Annotated in this window: 15 protein-coding genes and 1 CRISPR repeat array; of the genes, 6 read left to right on the plus strand and 9 right to left on the minus strand. The window is 41.4% G+C overall.

Annotation, left to right across the window (positions count from 1 at the left end; all coding sequences use genetic code 11):
- Window positions 1-218 precede the first annotated feature (218 nt).
- Together RE471_RS07470 and RE471_RS07475 are read right to left on the minus strand one after the other, a co-directional pair.
- On the minus strand, window positions 219-2519 hold the full coding sequence (locus RE471_RS07470) for a hypothetical protein (RefSeq protein WP_309214206.1): 2301 nt from the start codon (window positions 2517-2519) through the stop codon (window positions 219-221).
- A 30-nt stretch (window positions 2520-2549) separates the two neighbouring features.
- Window positions 2550-3692 (minus strand): pyridoxal phosphate-dependent aminotransferase, encoded by a 1143-nt coding sequence (locus tag RE471_RS07475; RefSeq protein ID WP_309214207.1) that lies wholly within the window; start codon window positions 3690-3692, stop codon window positions 2550-2552.
- 231 nt (window positions 3693-3923) lie between these two features.
- On the opposite strand from RE471_RS07475, the gene RE471_RS07480 reads away from it, so the two are divergent.
- The 3 genes from RE471_RS07480 to RE471_RS07490 all read left to right on the plus strand — a co-directional run bounded on the left by RE471_RS07480 (window position 3924) and on the right by RE471_RS07490 (window position 6442).
- Entirely contained in the window at window positions 3924-4562 is a 639-nt protein-coding gene (locus tag RE471_RS07480) for an SDR family NAD(P)-dependent oxidoreductase (protein ID WP_309214208.1), read from the plus strand.
- Window positions 4559-5578: an S-adenosylmethionine:tRNA ribosyltransferase-isomerase gene (locus RE471_RS07485; protein WP_309214210.1), complete on the plus strand. Its 1020-nt coding sequence runs from the start codon at window positions 4559-4561 to the stop codon at window positions 5576-5578. Before RE471_RS07480 ends, RE471_RS07485 begins: the two co-directional genes overlap by 4 nt.
- 123 nt (window positions 5579-5701) lie before the next feature.
- Window positions 5702-6442 carry a metallophosphoesterase gene (locus tag RE471_RS07490; RefSeq protein WP_309214212.1) on the plus strand — a complete coding sequence of 247 codons (741 nt, stop codon included), beginning with the start codon at window positions 5702-5704 and terminating at the stop codon, window positions 6440-6442.
- A gap of 2 nt (window positions 6443-6444) precedes the next feature.
- Here the strand turns inward: RE471_RS07490 and RE471_RS07495 are convergent, their stop codons facing one another.
- The 5 genes from RE471_RS07495 to RE471_RS07515 form a co-directional block, all read right to left on the minus strand.
- A complete protein-coding gene (locus tag RE471_RS07495) occupies window positions 6445-7560 on the minus strand; it encodes a citrate synthase (protein ID WP_309214215.1) in 1116 nt (371 codons plus the stop codon).
- 29 nt (window positions 7561-7589) lie between these two features.
- Window positions 7590-8204 carry an MBL fold metallo-hydrolase gene (locus RE471_RS07500; RefSeq protein ID WP_309214217.1) on the minus strand — a complete coding sequence of 205 codons (615 nt, stop codon included), beginning with the start codon at window positions 8202-8204 and terminating at the stop codon, window positions 7590-7592.
- Window positions 8205-8247: 43 nt separating this feature from the next.
- Window positions 8248-9087 (minus strand): methylisocitrate lyase, encoded by an 840-nt coding sequence (gene prpB / locus RE471_RS07505; protein WP_309214218.1) that lies wholly within the window; start codon window positions 9085-9087, stop codon window positions 8248-8250.
- Complete coding sequence (locus RE471_RS07510; protein ID WP_309214220.1) at window positions 9080-10369, minus strand: MmgE/PrpD family protein; 1290 nt, start codon at window positions 10367-10369, stop codon at window positions 9080-9082. Before RE471_RS07510 ends, prpB begins: the two co-directional genes overlap by 8 nt.
- 201 nt (window positions 10370-10570) lie before the next feature.
- Window positions 10571-11569, minus strand: a complete 999-nt coding sequence (locus tag RE471_RS07515) for an aldo/keto reductase (protein ID WP_309214222.1) — start codon at window positions 11567-11569, stop codon at window positions 10571-10573.
- 577 nt (window positions 11570-12146) lie between these two features.
- On the opposite strand from RE471_RS07515, the gene RE471_RS07520 reads away from it, so the two are divergent.
- The 3 genes from RE471_RS07520 to RE471_RS07530 are packed head-to-tail and all read left to right on the plus strand — an operon-like array spanning window position 12147 to window position 14865.
- The gene (locus RE471_RS07520; RefSeq protein WP_309214224.1) at window positions 12147-13007 is read left to right on the plus strand and encodes a DUF929 family protein; all 861 of its coding nucleotides are present in this window, start codon (window positions 12147-12149) and stop codon (window positions 13005-13007) included.
- A gap of 35 nt (window positions 13008-13042) precedes the next feature.
- Window positions 13043-13786: a precorrin-3B C(17)-methyltransferase gene (gene cobJ, locus RE471_RS07525; RefSeq protein WP_309214226.1), complete on the plus strand. Its 744-nt coding sequence runs from the start codon at window positions 13043-13045 to the stop codon at window positions 13784-13786.
- Window positions 13787-13791: 5 nt separating this feature from the next.
- Window positions 13792-14865, plus strand: a complete 1074-nt coding sequence (locus RE471_RS07530; RefSeq protein ID WP_309214227.1) for a radical SAM protein — start codon at window positions 13792-13794, stop codon at window positions 14863-14865.
- 1 nt (window position 14866) lies between these two features.
- Here RE471_RS07530 and RE471_RS07535 read toward each other — a convergent pair whose 3' ends face one another.
- Window positions 14867-15958 (minus strand): TIGR04053 family radical SAM/SPASM domain-containing protein, encoded by a 1092-nt coding sequence (locus tag RE471_RS07535; protein ID WP_309214229.1) that lies wholly within the window; start codon window positions 15956-15958, stop codon window positions 14867-14869.
- Between the two features lie 78 nt (window positions 15959-16036).
- A CRISPR array of direct repeats spans window positions 16037-16881; the repeat unit is 36 nt; unit sequence GCTTCAATGGAGCCATAATATTTCTATCATGGAAAC.
- A gap of 287 nt (window positions 16882-17168) precedes the next feature.
- On the minus strand, window positions 17169-17453 hold the full coding sequence (cas2, locus tag RE471_RS07540; protein ID WP_309214231.1) for a CRISPR-associated endonuclease Cas2: 285 nt from the start codon (window positions 17451-17453) through the stop codon (window positions 17169-17171).
- Between the last annotated feature and the right edge of the window lie 2 nt (window positions 17454-17455).

A 17455-nucleotide genomic window follows, 5' to 3' on the forward strand; every position in this document is an offset into this window, starting at 1 on the left:
ATAAAAGCATAACATCATGTTTTATGGATATTTTATTAAATTTTATTTAGGCTTTGGCATTCCTATCATATATGAGATTAGGCGGCATGGTCTTTTATAATGCCGGTACAGAGGACCCATATTCAGGATAAATAAATGCATGTCGATTTGATTAAATATATGAACTTCTTTAAATATAAATTTTAAAAGGCGGGAATTTTAACAGGGTAATAATAAATTCATTTCCCCTTTCTTTCATCTATTAATTTTTTTAACCCTCCTGCCTCTATGGCAACATCAATCAGGACTATGGCAAGCAGAATAACATCTATAACTGAGAATGCAAATCCGGAGAATGTGAAAAGGACACTACCCAGGAACGAGTACTGTGAGGCTTCACTGTTGACCATGGAATTCATTGCTGAAACGTATCCCGGTTTGCCCATATCTATATATGTTGCATTTGTCTGGTAGGAGAATGGCTTTCCCAGGAAATTATATGATATGTTTGTGTATGGAATCACATAAATCCCTATTCCAGATAACTTCATTGTATAGGTAAAGTTGGCAGACTGGCCCTGTGCCAGTGTCAGGTTTGATTCCATATATTTGCCTGAAACCAGGCTTGATGCGTTATGGCTGTCGTAATTATTTACAAAGGCACCCTGTGATGCATTGAATTCCCTTACAGTATTGTTATCATTGTTGGTAATATGGACTGTTATCCTTGCCTCACTGGATGAAACCATGGTAACAGAAGTCCTGTAGCTTATGCTGGCCGGAAAGACGGCGTTGAATGATACTGCAACATCGGAGGGCGAGAATGAGCTGTACTGCACATTGGTAAATTCAGACCCGCTGGTATTCAGTGGAGTTTTTTCAGCCAGTGTCGCATTGCTAGCATAAATATTGAATTTATAATTGCTTATGCTGGTTAAATGGGCGGTGCCATTGTTATAGCCTATTCCAAGAATTGAAAGCGTAGATGAATCCTTGAATGAAACCTTTGATTTATAGTTCATAAGTGTGGAGAGATTATATGTATGATGTGTACCTGACGAATGGAAATACTGTTCGTACCCGAAAATCCCCGCAGTGAAATACATTCCACCTGTTCCGGTTGAAATTCCGGCAGCCTTCCCTGCTATGGTGCTGTTGACATAACCCGATGCCATGGCAAAGGGACCATAATTGTTCATCCCCTCATCCCTCGCAAATATGGATGAAATGCTATCACTGTGGCTATCAACATATGCCTTCATGAATCCAGACTTAAGGGCAGCGTTCCCCGAGGGCGAGGAATAAATGTACACATTCAGTGAATAGCCTGACAGTGTAACGTTTTTAAGTGTAATAATGTGGTTGAATGTGGTTCCCATGGTTTTTCCCAATGAACTGGAAACTACTGCAGCATTGGCTCCCCCAATTGAATTCATATATCCCAGAACCAGGATATTCTGTGGTACAAAGCCACCGAAATTACTGAGGCTTATACCGTATTCTTTTGTTATGATGGAGCTCATATTGGCTGTTATGGCCACGGATCCAAACATAAGGCCTGTACTGTCCCATGTACTGCTTCCTGAGGTATTTTCCATGGCAAAGAAATTGTAAAGATTGCCCTGCGGGGTTATTAAGCTCAGGCCGGCATCGTTGCTTCCGTTTTCAATAGATCCAGACAGGGATGCAGGGGAGTTTGTGGCAACAGAGGCGGTTCCATTATGCACTGTCACAGGAAACAGCCCACTGAGAGCCTGTTCCGGAACTGCCTGGGCTGATCCGGACGGAGCCCCCATATCAGGCGTTGCCTGGGTATATATTCCACCGGACAGCGTCATGGCAACAAATAAGAGGGAAACAAAAATGGCAAGAGAAGCAGCCACAGCCTTTCTGGAAATCTTTTTCTTTCCATGGATCAGCCTGTACGAAACACTTCCAATTATAATGGATACTGCCACAAAAATAATGTAATTTTCCAGGGCGCTTATTGCAATTCCCTCAATCATGGGCGTAATGGATGATGAAACAGAACCGCTACTGATGGATCCTGAACCGGCTATTGATGAAATATAGGGAATAATGGTTCTGAGTACAGGCTCCATGGCTATTGTTGCAAGGTTTGTGCCGGATGGTACGAATGCTGTAGCTGCAAGCAGTGTTGACATGGTTCCTGATATATCTCCTGAGATGCCATGTATGCCGCCTGCCCCGAATAATGATATTCCAAGTATGCCCATTGCTGCAATTGATGCAGTTCCTGTCGTGAATGCATAAACAAGTGATGCGGATCCCCAGGCACGGAGTCCCTTCCTGGCCGAAATTCCCACTATGATACCTATTATTACCCATGCTTCAAGAATTATGCTGTTTCGGACAGGAGACCCTGCTATTAGATAAATTATTCCAAGAATCAGCGGAAAGCGATAGCCAAAATATGGACCAAGCCAATTTACCAGTGGCCCGTAGGCCAGAGAAAGTACAGCATATGATACGAATGTTACCGATATATAGCCCACTATTAGGGCCGTAAGTTTTCCCATGAAAACCCATATAAGTGTTTATATATAAATTTACTGAATGCTTTTAAAATATTTATCTATCCTGGAGATGCCTTCCCTTATTGTATCCTCTGAGGCAGCGTAGGAAATCCTGAAATGCTTCCAGGCCCCAAAGGGGCTTCCCGGGGTTACTATAACGTTCTGCTTATCAAGAAGATCCATGGCAAGCTCCACATCGTTTTTATTTGAGCTGTAGCCCGGGAAGGCATAAAATGCACCTTCAGGCTCGTAAAGGCTCAGGCCATCGATCTCACTGAGCAGGGAAACAGTGAGGTCTCTTCTCTTCATGAATTCCGCCTTCATTGTTTCAACGCTGTTCTCATCATCCAGTGCCTTAAGTGCCGCATACTGTGAAACCGATGGTGCACATGTGAGTGTTTGCTGCTGGACCTTATTTGCCGCCTTTATAATGCTCTGGTCTGCAACCATATATCCGATTCTCCATCCTGTCATGGCATAGCTCTTGGAAAAACCGCTCAGTGTAATGGTTTTCTCCCTCATCTCCTCTATAGACCCGGGAGAGAACATTTTTCCCTTATAAACCAGATCCTCATATATTTCATCAGAAAGCAGGTATAAGTCATTTTCAAGAATGAAATCTGAAAGCTTTCTCAGGGATTTTTCACTGTATACTTTCCCGGTTGGGTTTACTGGATTGTTGAACATGAATACCTTGGTTTTCGGTGAGACAAATTTCCTCATGGAATCAAAATCCATCTCATAGTCTTCATCTGTAGGCACTGTTACGGTCTTGCCCCCATTGAGTTTTATTATATCCGGATATGATACATAGTATGGAGATGGCAGTAAAACCTCATCGCCAGGGTCCATTATTGAATAAAGCGCCAGGTTCAGCGAGAATTTTGTGGGGGTAACAAGGACATTTGATGCCTCTGCCTGAATGTTGTTTTTCCTCTTCATCTTCTCAGCTATCTTCTGCCTCAGCTCTATTATGCCGGCAGATGGCGTATAATGGGTTTTTCCATCCTTTGCACTCTGGAATGCATACTCTATTATTTCCTCAGGAGTGGTGAAATCAGGTTCACCTATTCCGAAATTGTATATTGTTTTGCCTGCAGCCTTTAATTCGGCGGCCCTGTTAGACATGCTAACCGTTGCTGATTCATTGATTTCATTAACCCGGGATGATACCATGCTGGATTATACCTATATGGCTTAAATATTTGTCGTGGAATATTCTGAATAAAACTGCTGCCTGTATTGCTGTTATGAACCTGATAAATGCTATGTGGGATTTCATGCCTGCAAATATACCTGAAATTTTAACTGTAAATATATGGATTCTGGTAGGTTTACTTTAAATATTATATAATTTATAAAGTTTATAAAGTAATATATTTATTAATATCATCAGGCTTTTTAACCATGGGAAAGAATGTAATAATAAGCGGAGGTTCAAGGGGACTGGGAAAGGCACTGTCAGGCAGAATCTACGAAATGGGCTACGGTGTGTCAACATTTTCTAGAACCATGGTGGATTCACAGGTAGAGGAAGATGGGAAAAAGTATATCACAACCAGGGCAGATATCAGGTATGAAAATGACATTGTACGTGTACTGGATAGGACAAAATCCATAGCAGGAGGTGCCGATATATTAATACTTTCAGCCGGAGTGGCGGCAAGAAAGCAGGATATTCTCAGGAGCAGTGTAATTACCATGAGAAAGGTATACGAAACAAATGTTTTCGCAAACTTCAATCTCATGTCAGAGGCAATAAGGTACTTCGGGCTCAAAATGGTTGTATTTATAACCTCTGATGTGTCATTCAACAATTATCCAGGATGGGGCGTATACGGATCTTCCAAGGCTGCCCTGGACTATATAATAAAACAGGCGTCCATGGAGACAGTTTCTCCTGTATTTTTAAGCATAAACCCCGGGGATATGGATACAGAAATGCACAGTGAGGCAGACCCTGAGTCAGATGCATCAGATCTTATTTCTGCAGATGAGGGTGCCCGTAGGGTTATATCGGCTATCATGCAGGAGATGGAAATATGAACGGCATGAAAAATATATTTGAAATGTCCTCCGTTAGGTTTGGAATTCCAAATGAGTATAACGGCCTCGGAAGGGAACAGGTAAGGCTTCTATCAATAAACCCTGTATCAGGAAAATATGGCAGGACCAAATTCACAGGTATCACAGCAATGATCCACCCAGGCGACGCCCTGGTATTCAACAGCAGCATCACTGTTCCGGCATCATTCAGGCTTTATTCCCCTGATCTAAAAAAATACGCCACTGTAAACATAGGATACAGGAAAAACGGTTACATTGCCGAATTCAGGGGTATTGATAATGAGGTGGAAAATGGCATGAGATTCCTGTTTCCGGACATGGAGTACATAGATGCCGGAGAACAACTGGAAAGATTTCCCAGATACAGGAACATAAATGTTTCAGATAATTTTAATCTGGAAATGGAAGAAAAGTCAGCAGGCAGATATATAAAATATGATAATAATATGCCTGATTTTCCAGAATGGGTATACAGGAATGTATATGCCAGTGTTCCAGGATCCGTTGAGTATCCATCTGCATCCAGGCCATTCACTGGTGATATTGTCAAAGAATTAAAGCGGAATGGTGTTCATATAGTCTGCATAACATTGCACTGCAATCTGGGTTCCATGGATGCAACTGAATTTGCCGGAAAGGACAGGCTTCTTCCGGAATATTACAGTGTATCAGGCGAGTCGGCACTTGCACTGAACCGGGTTAAGGAACAGGGCGGAAGGATAATAGCCGTGGGAACCACAGCAGTAAGGGCCCTGGCAACTGTATATGATGGCAGTTTCCATTCTGGCAGCGGCTACACAGAAATATTCATAAATCGCAGCACAGAAACAGGGGTGGATGGCCTCGTTACAGGAATGCATGATCCAACAACATCACACATAAAGCTTCTGGAGAGTTTCGTGGATATAGGGATCCTGGAAAGCGCATATGAAACAGCAATAGACTCCGGCTTCACATGGGATGAATTCGGAGATTCTACTCTAATACTGCCCTGAATATACAGCTATGGAATAATGCCCTGTATGCTGCAATATAAAATACAGCACACCTGTAAAGGAAAAATGGATTTATAGGCATGATCCCTGCCGGAATCGCAAATATTAATATTGTAATATTCAATGATTAACCCAGTGAAGGATATACAGATATTAAAGGATGTTTTTATTTCGGATTTATACTGTGTCTACCTCCAGGATATCTCAGCTGTGGTGATATCTGACCTGCACCTGGGCTTCGAGGAGGAGATGAACCTGCACGGGCTCTTCCTGCCGAGACTCCAGAGGGACCATGTTGAAAAGATGGTTGACAGCATACTGGACAGGTATTCCCCTGAAAGGATAATCATCAACGGGGATTTCAAGCAGGAGTTCTCCAGAAACCTGCCACAGGAATGGGATGACGTTAACCATTTCATTGATAGGTACAGGAAGGAGACAGAACTGGTGTATATAAGGGGAAACCACGATAATTACCTCATGACAATCCTGAAGTCCAAGGGGCTCGAACTCTATGATTACTATGAGACTGAAAAATATTACATATACCACGGTGACCGTGACATGTCATTCAGGAAGCTTACCATCCTGGGGCATGAGCATCCCTCCATTGTGCTCAGGGATGAAATAGGCAGTGTTTTCAAAATACCTGCATTTGTGTACAACAACGATGATAAAATACTGATTACCCCGGCAATGAGCTTCTTTTCATCGGGAACAGATGTGTCAGATTCATTGCTGAACAACGAACATTTTACGCCTGTGCTGAAAAATGCTTCAAAAAAATTCAGGGCGTATGGAATTACCGAGGATTTCGGCCTTCTGGATTTCGGCTATGTAACCGATCTGGCACAGAAGGTTTGATTTTATTCCATCCTCCGCTCTCCCGGCCCCCTGTAAATGGCCCTAGGCCTGATGAGCCTTTCCTGGGTTTCCACATATTCAGTGATATGTGCCAGTATGCCTGATACCCTTGAAAGCCCGAAGAGGGTGGTGAACATGTCCACCGGGAACCCTATTGCCCTGAAAACTATTCCGGAGTAAAAATCAGTGTTTGTGTATATGCCCCTTGAACCGAAGGCATTGACACCTGTTTCCTCGAGCTTTTTTGCTGTTGCAAGTATATTTTTGAGCTCATCTGTTGTGGCAAGCATATCAGCATATTTTTTGAAGGTTTTCAGCCTGGGGTCGTATGTCCTGTAAACCCTGTGGCCGAATCCTACCAGCCTTCTCTTCCCCTTAACTATGTTATCGCTGAACCATCTGTCAACGTTTTCAGGGCTTCCTATTTCAAGGAACTGCCTGTGTGCCCCCTCAGCCGCACCGCCGTGCAGTGGCCCCCTCAGTGCAGTTACTGCAGATGCCAGGGAAGAATACATGTCAGAAAGTGTTGAAGCAGTAACCAGTGCTGCAGTTGTGGATGCCGGTATTTCGTGGTCCATATACAGTATAAGCGCAGAATCCATTGCCCTTATCCTGTTTTTATCAGCTGTGCCGAAGCATGCCCTGAGGAATGTTTCTGCATAGGTTTCATATGGGTCCGGGTCGATGATGCTGTTTCCCTCCTTGACCCTGTAAATGTTCGCCACCATGGAAAGCACCTGTCCCAGTATCTCTGGTATTTTTTCTACGTCGTTTTCCCTGGTGTATTTATAACTCACCTCCTCAGATGCCCTTGCTGACAGCAATGTCTGCAGCATCCCCAGTGCGTCTGACTTTTCAGGCAGTGCCAGGAGTATTTTTTTCAGATAATCATCAAGAACAAGGTGCGAGTTGATTTTATCCCTGAACTCCATTAATTCCTTTGTGTCTGGAAACCTGCCAAAGAGCATGAGGTAGGATACAGCCTCAAAGGATGACTTTTCAGCCAGATCGTTTATGTCGTATCCGCGGTAGCGCATAATTCCCTTATTGCCGTCAATGTAGGTCAGTTCAGTATACTTTATGTAAACATTTTCCAGTCCCGGGCTTATTTCTTCCATGGATTGTAATGCGTTAAATATATAAAAGCTTAGACACTGTTCCGGAAATCCATGGGGTTTCCATGGCCCGGTAGGATCAGGTAATGCAGTGATTCTATCTCCCTGAGGGATTTCTCTGCAGTTTCACCACTGGCTGAAAATGCCCTGTTATATCCTGGGCTGCCCCTAAGGTTAACAGCCGCGTCGCCTGAAAATATGATATTTTCACCGGATAGTATATAGGAGGTGGAGTCCCTTGTATGGCCCGGGGTTTTCAGGGGCTCAATCCCCTTAAAGGGAATTTCAGATGTGGTTTTTATTTCCCTGACATGCCCTGCATGCATGACCATTGAGGCAAACCTTGGCATGAATGGCCTGGGTGGAAATCTCTCCATCCCGGATATTATGCCGGCCTCTCCCACTGGAACATAAATATCCATGCCGAATTTTGCATGGAGTGCCATAAGCCCCCCAGTATGGTCCGGGTGGTAATGGGTAACCAGCACAGCATCCGGCTTTATCCTATTACTTTCCAGATAGGCAATGATCTTTTTCCCTGATCCAGGCGTCCCTGCATCTATAATGATTTTTTCACCATTAAGGTTAACATAGTATGAATTGGCCATGGTGCCATCTATCCTTTCAACGCTATCAGAAATTTTCATGGCTTAAATAAGAATAATATATTTATAAAGTTATCTTTCCCGATCAATTCCTATCAGCTATGGTGCTGTCAAAGTTCTGGTAAAAATCGTAGTTTATGACCTCGTACTGTTCCTTTCTTGTCATCATATTATTTATTATGCCCTCCTGTGTTCCTTCCTTCATGAGTGCCTCAAGGGCGTCATCCATGGCCTTTGCAGCAATCCTGAAGAGTGTCACCGGGAATATGACTATGCGGTACCCCATCTTCCTGAATTCCTCTGCTTTTATGAAGGGGGTTTTCCCGAATTCAGTCATATTTGCAAGCAGTGGAAAATCAGTATTTTCTGCAAAATGCCTGAATTCATCACGGTCAAGCAGCGCCTCAGGAAATACTATATCAGCCCCCTCCATGACGTATGTTTTCGCCCGCTCCAGTGCATCCTCCATGCCATTTACAGCCCTTGCATCTGTCCTTGCTATTATCAGGGCATTATCCCTTGCAGCCTCAGCAGCCCGGATCTTTTCAACCATATTGTCCCTGGGCACAACCTCCTTTCCGTTCAGGTGCCCGCATCTTTTAGGGGAAACCTGGTCCTCTATCTGGATTGCAGATGCCCCGGCCTCCTCAAGGAGTTTTACTGTGCGGTATACATTCAGGGTTTCCCCGAAGCCCGTATCTGCATCAACAATTATGGGTATATCTGTTATCTCATGTATGGCCCTTACCATGGAGGAGAGCTCCGTGAGGGTTATTACCCCCAGGTCAGGAAGCCCCATAGATGCGGTAAGGCCGCCGCCAGAAAGATAAACTGCTTTGAAACCCTTCCTCTTTGCCAGGAGGGCAGAAAATGGATTGTACACCCCGGGAACTGAGAGAAAATCATTATCCAGGATATTAGACAAGCTCGCTCACCTCCCTGCCCTCCATGGTCCAGAGGTCCTTAAGTGAATCAGTCATCCCTGTAAGCCTTACAAATTTTGATTCTATCTCCCTGTCGGTCATGGGGTTTTTGTAATGGCCCCTGGGAATTTCAACAGTGCTCTCATGGGTTTTGCCATGGCATTTAACCTCGATTCTTACTGGCAGCTTCTCCGGATACTGTTCAGTATATTCCTTTAATTCTGTAACCTTTATCTTTTCCATCATGGAAATTATCTGCTTGTTCCTTATATCGTTGTAATTATTTACCCAGAAATCCTTATTGAGAAGGGTGGATGCAATTATAAATGGAAGGCTGTGGTCTGCTGTTTCCTTGTTTTCCGGATGCCATTTCTCAGGATCGGCAAGAATTGAAACTGCTGCCTCGTATGTGTAAACTTTGATTGAATCCACATGGTCAATATCTATGTCATTAACAAGCTTCAGTGATGCCTCCACCGCTGCCATGGCATGATATTCCACAGGATATTTCTTAACATAGGTCCTCATTATTCCATCGGATTTGCTACCCTCAAGCCTTGAGAAATCCATGTCAGGTGCAACTATATTTTTGAATCCCAGCTTTCCGGACAGCGGCTCCGGCGGAGATGTGAAGCCGTATAGAGTTGCCAGTGTTCCGAAAACAGAATTCCTTGCACTGTTTGCAGCAGCACCTGCCTTCCACATGGTAAGCTCCCCAACCCGGGGCTGCCTCAGCGCAACATGGGGCACAACCGCTATTGATATGGCATTTACTATCTGGCCCTCGCTGAAATCCAGCAGCTTTGACAGGGCTGCAGCCATGGCTATCTCGGTAAAATTAACATGGTCATAGCCCTTTGCCCTCAGTGAAGTGGAATCGCAGAGCCTTGTCCCGATCTCGTAACCCGCTGCAGCTGCTGTTATGATATCCTTTCCTGTCTTATTGAATATTGAGGATAGTGATATAAGGGGGCCGAACATGTCGCTGGGATGCAACGGCTCCTTTGAAAGATATGTGTCATTGAAGTCCATGTATCTTATAAATAGGGAATTCAGGAATGCAGAGTAATCAGGGGATGATGTTCCCATGCCTATTATTTTTGCATTGCCCGGGTATAAGCCGATCATCTTCTTTATCCTGGATGCGGCAGGGGAATCCATGGAGGAATATGCAACTCCCAGTGCATCAATGAACCTCCGCTTGACCTCATGCTTAACGTCATCGCCAATATTATCATAGGATAGTTTTTTTATAAATCCTGCAATATTTTCTTCTATATACATATTAAATGATTACGTTTAACAATATATTGTTTTTTATAAGGAAAGAGGTGAAGTCTATGAATAACTTAAGGTTAAATATGCTGAGGAACCATTGGATAATATATGATATGATCTATATAAATGTATAAAGTGGTACTTAATCCCTGAAATAAAAATAGTTAATTCTACATATATTCCAGAATTCCAGGCAACTTTAACTAATTAGAGCTCGTTTATATATTTTATGTCCTCATCTTTTAAGTTTACATTTAGGGCTTCCAGATTATCGATAAGGTGTTGCAGCTTTGTTATTCCCAGTAATGGAATTATTTTTACATCCAACTTTTTCGACATTTTGAGAAGCCATGCTATGGAAAGTTGTGAAAGGGTGATGCCCTTATCATCAGCCAATTCTTTTAGCTGTTTAACCTTTTTCTCTGTTCTTTCTATTTCAGTTTTAAGTTCGGGATAATAATATATCCTTGAACTCCTGTCATAATTAATTAAATATTTCCCTGCCAGGATGCCCTGATCCAGGGGTGTATAGGCAAGCAGTCCCAGATTGTACTTCTTTGCAGGAATCAGCTTACTGTCCTCTATACCGCGGTTTAATAGATTATATGGTTCCTGAATAGTCGAGAAGGAGTTCAGATTATGTATTTCTGATAGGTACATAAAGTCACTTATATCACTGGCATTAACATTGCTCATACCAATATATCGGGCATAATCTATATCGATAATATGGCTCATAGTTTTCAGGGTTTCCAATAAGGATACCTCATTATCTGACCAGTGGAATTGATACAGGTCTATATAATCTACATTCAATCTATTCAATGATTCCTTTATCTGATTCATTATATGTTTTCGGGATAACCCGGAAGAATTTGCATAACCTGCCATGGGACCCCTTACCTTTGTTGATATAACAAGTGACTCACGTTCATAATCCTTAATAATCTTACCAAGGATTTTCTCAGAATTTCCAGTGCATTCAATGCAATCCTCGTTATGTTCAACCCTCCCGTGGTAGATATTTGCAGTATCGAAAAAATTTATTCCTGAGTCGTAAGCCATTTTGAAAATTTTTGAAAAGGTTTCCTCATCAACATATTCAATCCCATGATCATTATATTTGCCGGAACCAGGCAGATGCCATGTTCCTATACCTAGAGTGGATACTTTTATGCCAGCATTTCCTAAATTCACATATTTCATAGAAATTTATGCTTTACATGTATATAATATTAGTCAAAAATTGATCGGTGCTGTTACACCACTTATATTAGATGGTAAGCGATAGAACTTCTATAGGCATATGGTCCGTGCTATTGGTATTTTCTTTATATACCGTACAAACCTGTATATCTTCCTTTTTACCGCCAATTTATGTACGGTTTTATGGGTTTTATTAACCATTAAAAGGTGCTTCCTTATTTTTTCAGGGTTAGATAGGGGCTACATATCATAACGCCGGCAACCAGATCTGTTTCACTGCCTGTTTAACCTACTGCTTCATTTTATTATTTATAATGTAATTAATATTTTCATTATACTCCCTGTAAATGTATTATACATATACAATAGTTAATTTTTTCCCGCTAGCCGCCCCTGCTGATATTCTCTATTACTGACTAAGGCCAAGTATTTTTATTTTCCTGTAATTTAACCTAATTCCTGTTTTGTATTTGCCTATTATATTTTTACCGGTTATACAGGAAAAAAGATTTACGTAAAAGTATAGAATTACTCCCAAAGCAATAAATATATATATGGAAAATAATTTATTTAGTCATTGGCGAATAAGAAGAGTATAAAGAAAGGAGAAAACAGGGCAGCTACAGTACCCGGCCGGCGCTCTTTAAAGCCCAGGCAGGAATTCTGGAAAAAAAAGCAGTTTATTTTAGGTATTATAGCTGCTATTGTAATAGTCATTCTTGTGGTTATAGCAATTACCAATCCTTTTTTTTCTCCACCAGCAACAATTACAGCGGATAAATATTACAAGGTATCTGATCATGATCTGCTTTCTAATGGGAGTACAGGAATTTATTTTATTTCGTGGTACGGCTGCCCAATCGGGGCAACAGATTCGTGGGCGCTATACTATGCAATGAATAGCACCACAAACATATACAGCCATGTGGAAGAGCATGAAGCATATAATAAGGATATTTATGCAAATGCTGCAGGCACGGAGGGACAACCGGGGTTACTCTTTAATGGAAGCTTTAGCTTCCAGTATCATGGAAAGATGGCAACATTTTATCCCCTATATATGTATAACCAGACAATGACAGGTACGGTTAATAATGCTCCAATAAATGAGACACTGGAATCATACGGCCTCTCGCTGATAAACTCCACGTATCCGGCTGGAGTTGCAAAAATGTTTAACAGATACGCTTCGGATATAACTTATAAAGGCCATCTTGAGACAACCTTTATAATTACTGGCCCCCACGGGGCATATATATTAAATTCCTTTATGTACAATCCTACCGGCACTCTGGGTTCTGGTACCTGGACAGATAGTCCCTCTACAAACACATATCAACCTTATCCACCAGCAACTGTCATGTCCGAAATGGGCAGTGATAGTGCCATAATTTCTGCAGCACACAGCTTTGAAAAGAATTTGATTGCAGTGGAATAGAGAAAGTAATATAATATCTAATTTTATTATGCTATATGTCCAAACTTTGTGTTGTTGGCACAGGTCCCGGAAACTATGACCTGATTACCCCGGAAGCGATTAAGGTACTTGAAAATTCCGATATAATAATGGGCTATGAAAAATATATAAAACTGATAAGGCCGGCAATAAAAAATAAATCACTGGAAGCCGGGCCGGTAACGGAGGAGCTGGAAAGGGCAAAAAAGGCCATAGAATATGTATTATCTGGAAAAACAGTTTCAATTATATCAAGTGGTGATTCAGGCATATACGGCATGGCAGGCATAGTCATTGAGTTGGTAGCTGCACATAATTATGATATAGACATAGAGATAATACCTGGAATTACTGCACTGAACTCAGCAGGTTCCCTCTTAGGGGTACCGTTCATGAACGATTTCTGCTCCATAAGCTTGAGTGACAGGCTCACAGAGGAAAGGGACATAATAAAAAGAATCAGGGCAGCAGCGGAGGGAGATTTTGTAACCGCACTGTACAATCCGGTAAGTTCTAAAAGAACAGAATTAATAAAGAAAGCCAGGGAAATCATGCTGGAATACCGCAATATGAATACTCCTGTTGGTATAGTAAGGAACGCCTACAGGGATGGGCAGGAGGTGCATATATCAACTCTGGATAAATTCCTGGATATTAAGATGGATATGGTTACAATTGTAATAATCGGGAATTCCATGACATATAGGTATGGAAAATACATGATAACACCAAGAAATTATGGGAATAAATATGAGCTGTGATCCAAATGTTTGCTGAGGAAGGAAATGGGCTTGTAAAGATCGAAATCGGGGAGAGGAGGCTTTCCCTGAATATGGATTCTGATATGGTTTATTACTCGCTTTCTGACAGGACATACAGACGAACCAGGATGAATGATATTATTGAATTGAGGTATATAGGTGGCAGGAGGAGCGCCAGGCTCCTGGAGGAAGAGGAAAAAGCTGGCATAGCATCAGCGTTCTACCGGGATGTGGAAGCCACTTCCATGCAGTATCCCTCATTAAAAAGATATGTAAAAGATTATAGCTTTCTGGAAACCAGGGGAAAAATGCTCAGGGAAATATACGGTGGGAAAATTCCTATTGTCCCCCCTGACAGGTACTTTTCGCTTTATATTAAAATTTCTGAGGGATGCCCCTGGAATAAATGCTCTTTCTGCAATCTCTATAAGGATAGAAAGTACATGCCATTAAAGATTGAAAAGATAAAGGAGGAAGTGGATGCATTGAAGTCATTTTTCAGGAATTCCATGCCGGCAATGAACGGCATATTCCTGGGCGATGCAAATGCAGTGAGCATGAATTTTTCTGAATTAGATGAGGTTTTGCTATACCTGGGCAAAGAGTTCAGGATGCCATTCTATGCATTTTCAGATGCATTTACAACACCATTAAAAAACACTGATTTTGAAAGATTGCATAAACTGGGCATGAAAAGGATATATATCGGGATAGAGAGTGGAAACCCTGATATTTTAAGAATGCTGAATAAAAAAATGGAACTGGACATTGCAAGAGAATTCATAGAGAAAATCAAGGAGGCCGGGATAAATGTGGGACTTATTGTTATGTCCGGCTTCGGGGAAGAACATGTAGAGAGCACAGTTGATTTCCTTGGGTCCATGGAATACTCTAAGGGAGATATGGTATACATTTCGCCTGTAAAGGAATATGGAAATTTCCATGAGGTTCTTCTGGCTAACGGGATAAAGGACAACAGGGAAATTGCTGTAAAAGAATATGAAAACATAAGAAATTCTTTGAGGTCAAGGCTTAAAATTCCGGTGGTGGTGTACAGCCTGGATGAGGCAATGTACTGAATTATTGCCCTGGGGCCAGGGAATACATGCAGGCTGGGTCTGGGGCGAATAAATCTCCATAGTGGGCATAGGCACGTGATCTGGAACCGCCGCAGGAATCGGACCAGTTGCATGTACCGCAGGCGCCCCCGAAGTTTTTGCTGTCCCTTAGTTTTATCAGGATATAGCTGTTCCGGTAGATATCCGCTATGCTTTTCTCCCTTACGTTTCCTAGCTTATACGGGACGAAGCCGCTTGGATACACATCTCCGTTATGGCCCACAAAAATTATGCCCTTACCATCCCTTGTATTTGAGACTCTTGGTGGTACATTCTTTCTGTCTGGAAGCCATAAAAGGTCTATGGTTTCATCAACGAGGTGATAGTAGAGTTCTCCGGAGTAGTTATCGTAACCTTCGTCCACGCATCTCCTGAATATGGGTGACTCCACAGTCCTGATTACCATGCCGTAATTCATTGCGAAGACAAGCCAGTGGTTAATATCCTCAAATTCCTGAGGTGTGAGATCCTCTGAATCTATTGCCCTTCCTGTCTGGATGAGGAAGAATACCTCCCATGTTTTCACATTGTTATCCAGGAGCAGCTTGAGGAGCCCGGGAAGCTGGCGGATGTTTTTTCTCATGACAACAGAATTTATCTGGAGTTTCATGTGCTTTTCATTGAGAAGCTTTATTTTTTCCATGGTTTTTTCATAGACACCGGGGCCACGGAGCCAGTCATGAATTTCCATGTTGCCGTCCAGGGATAGGGATGCAGACAGGACATGATGTTCCCTGAAATAATCAACTCTTTCCGGCGTAAGAAGATCTGTTGCAGCCGGGCTTATGGATACTGGTATTCCATACTGTTCACAGGTTTCTATTATATTATCAATGTTACGTTTTCTCATCATGTCTCCACCGGTTAGAATCAATACGGGATAGGGCTTTCCGAATTCAGTGATTGATTTGACAAATGATATTGAATCAATATCTGAAAGCTCATCTGGCAGAGGGTGCTCTAGTGCGGATGCCCTGCAGTGGCGGCATGCTAAACCGCATGCCTTTGTAGTTTCGTAAAATATTAATATGGGCTTTTCGTTATAATCTATCATATAATAACGATTTAAAATGAGTATAATAGAAATGGGAAAATGTGTGAATATGTTTGTAGAATGAGTTAAAGTTAAATATCTTAAAGAGAGCCATAATATGTCTATCATGGAAACCCAGCAGTCAAATGAGTTGTCAGCCTCGCACCACAATCTGCTTCAATGGAGCCATAATATTTCTATCATGGAAACTCTCATAATATTTTGAAATATGATAAAATGCTTTTGAGCTTCAATGGAGCCATAATATTTCTATCATGGAAACTAGATAATAATACTCACCTCTGGAATATCCAGGAAAATAGCTTCAATGGAGCCATAATATTTCTATCATGGAAACCTGCCAGCCAGTATCCCATTTCTTTCTTTTGCGGATGCTTCAATGGAGCCATAATATTTCTATCATGGAAACTTTCCCCTATAATTGAAGAGGCAAAATTCTTTCTTATGCTTCAATGGAGCCATAATATTTCTATCATGGAAACTCTTACAAGCTGCTTTTCCCTTCTATGGGACCGCAAAGCTTCAATGGAGCCATAATATTTCTATCATGGAAACTTAAGAAAATCAAACGCATTCGGCGATGTTGAATTACCGCTTCAATGGAGCCATAATATTTCTATCATGGAAACTATATATAACCAATCCGTCCTATGCCGTCCAGTTCATGCTTCAATGGAGCCATAATATTTCTATCATGGAAACATAGATAGGAGGAAAATTGTTTTAATCTCGCTTACAGATGCTTCAATGGAGCCATAATATTTCTATCATGGAAACTCTCATTTGCATGTGTGGGATTAACACTCCCTGCTGTGCTTCAATGGAGCCATAATATTTCTATCATGGAAACCTACTGAAAGGGCAGTAAGGAGGGTAAGGTACATGTCGCTTCAATGGAGCCATAATATTTCTATCATGGAAACAGATATTTGAACCATTCTATTTAGATTACCTCAGGTAAACATTGAATATATTAATTTTTAAGTCATATATAGGTTTAACTCTTCGAGTATTAAAAAATAAATCTACAATTACCTAAAAATGTTATGTAAAAGAAATAGATAAGAAATAAATTACCCTGCAAATAGAAAGATTCGAGTGTTCAGTGGTTAACCTTAAGGAACCTGAGCTCTCGATAGACTTGATATTATTGATAAGTATAGGGGCCTAATCCTCCTGCTATCACGGAGAGTTTTTCTATACTCACCATTCACAGTATTATTGATTTTCTCTCTTTTTGTGTTTTTTTTATTCCCAAAGTTTCAATTTTGCTGTGTTTTTTCTTGCTTCCTATGTCTATAATCAAAATACTATCTTCTGATGGTTTTATAATTTCGTACAGTTCTGTAATCATTATCATTTTCTCTTTACCTGAAAGTTCGCACGAAAATACAGAATATTGTAATGAATTGCCATACCCACGCATTAAATTATAGACATTACGAAGTCTTTTTGGTTCTGAGATATCATAGGTAACAATATAATTATTTCTCATTA

This window comes from Ferroplasma sp. (assembly GCF_031200575.1).
Taxonomy (GTDB): domain Archaea; phylum Thermoplasmatota; class Thermoplasmata; order Thermoplasmatales; family Thermoplasmataceae; genus Ferroplasma.